This is a genomic window from Acinetobacter sp. MF4640 (genome assembly GCF_002018895.1).
Classification (GTDB): Bacteria; Pseudomonadota; Gammaproteobacteria; order Pseudomonadales; family Moraxellaceae; genus Acinetobacter; species Acinetobacter johnsonii.
On record NZ_MVOM01000105.1, the window covers coordinates 1 to 2971 of the forward strand.

At 33.1% G+C, this 2971-nt stretch carries 5 protein-coding genes; 4 read left to right on the plus strand and 1 reads right to left on the minus strand.

What is annotated here, in order from left to right:
• The 4 genes from MF4640_RS19325 to MF4640_RS18395 form a co-directional block, all read left to right on the plus strand.
• A partial coding sequence (locus MF4640_RS19325) for a hypothetical protein (protein ID WP_161944394.1) occupies positions 1-268 on the plus strand: 268 nt, incomplete at its 5' end.
• A 59-nt stretch (positions 269-327) separates the two neighbouring features.
• Positions 328-1008 carry a GDSL-type esterase/lipase family protein gene (locus tag MF4640_RS18385; RefSeq protein WP_078390468.1) on the plus strand — a complete coding sequence of 227 codons (681 nt, stop codon included), beginning with the start codon at positions 328-330 and terminating at the stop codon, positions 1006-1008.
• Positions 1009-1165: 157 nt separating this feature from the next.
• Positions 1166-1537, plus strand: coding sequence for a hypothetical protein (locus MF4640_RS18390; RefSeq protein ID WP_078390469.1), 372 nt, complete (start codon positions 1166-1168; stop codon positions 1535-1537).
• Positions 1538-1548: 11 nt separating this feature from the next.
• Entirely contained in the window at positions 1549-2127 is a 579-nt protein-coding gene (locus MF4640_RS18395) for a lysozyme (protein ID WP_078390470.1), read from the plus strand.
• A 121-nt stretch (positions 2128-2248) separates the two neighbouring features.
• On the opposite strand, the gene MF4640_RS19330 is transcribed toward MF4640_RS18395, so the two are convergent.
• On the minus strand, positions 2249-2971 hold a 723-nt coding region (locus MF4640_RS19330; RefSeq protein WP_161944395.1), incomplete at its 5' end, for a hypothetical protein.

Genomic DNA, 2971 nt, shown 5'->3' on the forward strand with positions numbered 1-2971 from the left:
CGGTATTGATGCTACATCAGAGCCACTACTTAGTGCATATGATTTTGATCCTAACTTAATGTTCCTAAACAAGCGCGTTGTAGATGGTGGTGTTGATGGTAGAACTCGAAGCTACGCTGAGTGGGAAATAAACATGAAGTGGTTAAGTGACAAACTGGTGGAAAATGGAATTAAACCAATTGTGATAATGCCATCTCAAACAGGCTCGGCATCCCAAGCCCAAGCGATTCGTAGCGGTCAACTTGATCGCATTGTGGATGGATTTTGATTGAAATCCCCCTTAATATGCTAAATAATTAATTTTATTTATAATATTTAGGGGGATGTATGCTGAAGAAAGGAATAATAATTTTATTGTTTTTTATCGTTTCATGTGGGGGCGGGTATTTTTTACATGATAGTAAAATTGATAAAATTATTAAGTATAAATTAGGGCTAAACTCTAAAGAATTGGATAATTACTATTATAAATTATTAGCTATTCAGGAACGGCAAGACCTTCAGGTGGTTCCAGGGAGCACTATTATGATTGGAGATAGTATTACACAAGGGTTAGTCTATCCAAGATTTATGAATTACGGTATAGGATCAGATACAACTTATGGTGTCATAAATAGAATTGAAAAATATAAATCATTAAATAATGCAAAAAAGATTATTTTAATGATTGGTATTAATGATCTTAAACGGCGCTCTGATGCAGAAATTTTAGAGAACTATCTGGAAATTTTAGATAAGCTTCCCAGTAGTAAGCTAATAGTGTTTTCTGTTCTTCCAGTTAATGAAGAAGTGGTTTCTAAAAACCCTCAGATGAACAACGCTAGAATTAAGAAAATTAACCAACGTATAGCTGAGTTATGTTCGCAAAAGAAAATTAAGTTTATTGATTTAAGTGAATTCTATTTAGATGAAAATGGATTTTTAGATAAAAATTACCATGTAGGAGATGGAATTCACTTAAATCAAACTGGGTATGACATATGGGTTAAACACTTAGATCAAATCTAGATTGATTAAATATTCATTTAAGGAGTTTTATAATCAACAGTGAATCACACTGGCTTAGACTTGAAAACACCCAACTTTAGACCCAACAAATCCCTATTAACCCTGATCTTTAATGAGATCAGGGTTTTTTAATGTCAAAAAATAGGGGAAATAGTCTATGAATGACCCATTAAGTATCAAGGGCCTACCATGGCTTTTTAAAATTATAGCTGCAGTGGTTGGGGCAATTTTTGCCCTTACATTAAGTGGTGATATCGACACTGAAGGACGAATTAAAATCACTTTGGGTGTGATCATGAAATTCACCTTTAGCGTAGCGATTAGTTTATATGGTGGCTCAGCATTCATTGAATACTATGGTTGGCATGTCTATTCACATATGACGCAAGGTTTTGTGATGTTGATCTTTGCAATCTTCGGAATGTTGTTAATTGGCATCTGGTATCAAGCAATCCAGTTGCTACGTGGTAAAACCATTGGTGAGTTAATTTTCGAAATTCGTTCGGCTTTTAAAGCAATGTTTAAGTGAGTAAGTGAAAAATGAAACAGATATTTGATTTTTTAAGAAAGATCAGCGGTGGGACACTTACTCAAAAACAAGTTGATGCTGCTAATCGAGTGATTGCCACAGCTACAGATGTATCAGTGGCTGATATGTTGGGTATTGCGATCGACCAGATGACCGTTAGTCCTTTTGGTGTAGATCTCATCTGTAGTTTAGAGGGAAAGCGATTAGCTGCTTATGACGATGGGGTGGGAGTGTGGACGATTGGATTCGGTACCACGGTTTATCCGAACGGCATTAAAGTCAAAAAAGGTGATACATGCACAGAAGTACAGGCTAAGGCATACATGGCGCAGGATTTAAAGAAGTTTGAAGCTGCTGTCAACAATGCGGTGAAAGTGCCACTTAACCAAAATCAGTTTGATGCACTGGTATCACTTGCCTACAACATCGGGACTAATGCATTTAGTAAATCAACTTTAGTGAAAAAGTTGAATACCAATGATTATCGTGGTGCAGCAGATCAGTTTGATGTATGGGTGAATGCGGGCGGTAAATGCATGCAAGGGCTTGTGAATCGTCGTGCTAAAGAAAAAGTTTTGTTCTTATCATGATCAAAGCATTATTGCTGTGCATCCTGCTTTCAGGCTGCACAGCACATTCGATTTCGACAAAGGTGCATGTCACTGTTTGTGTTCAGTGTGTAAATAGTTTAGCCCTTATTTGAGGGCTCAACTATTTATTTAAACTTTGTAGCTTGGTTACTATTTTTGTTATCTCTTCTAATTTCTGATCAATAATCGAAAAATCAATATTGTTGGTATTTTGATGCTTTTGATCGTTAACACCGATAAAATATATTGGAGCAAGCTGGATAATTAAATCTTTTCTTTGTTCTGGTGTTAATTCATACATATATTCAGGTAGTGCATTAAGTTCTAGATGACGTATATTATAAAAATCATAAAGTTTTTTACATTGAGTGTAGTCTTTAATTAAATATGTTATTAATCCAGTTATTGTTAAAATTATTGATAAAAAAGTAATAAAAGTATATATGTTCTCAAAACTATCTATACGAAAAATTAATTTTAATAAAAAAATAAAAACAATAAGTATGAATAAAGAAATAATTTGGTTGTTTAATTCTTTTATTCGTAGCTTTAAAATACCTGCCTCATTGTGGTAATGTTGAGTGATCTTACTATTATTGTTATGTGTAATACTAACTTTTACATCATGAGCAATTTCTTTTGCCTCTTTAAGTTGTATGTCTATATCATTTTTAAGTCTCTTTTGATCAAAAATTTTTAAATTTTCATATAGTTCATTTATTTGTTGTAAAGCTCTGCTTTGGTTGTTATTTTTTAAAATATTATAAATGCTTAATAAATAATGAAAGATTTCATCAATATTATTTGTTTCACTGTAGTTTAAATAATTAAAGATTAGTTCATG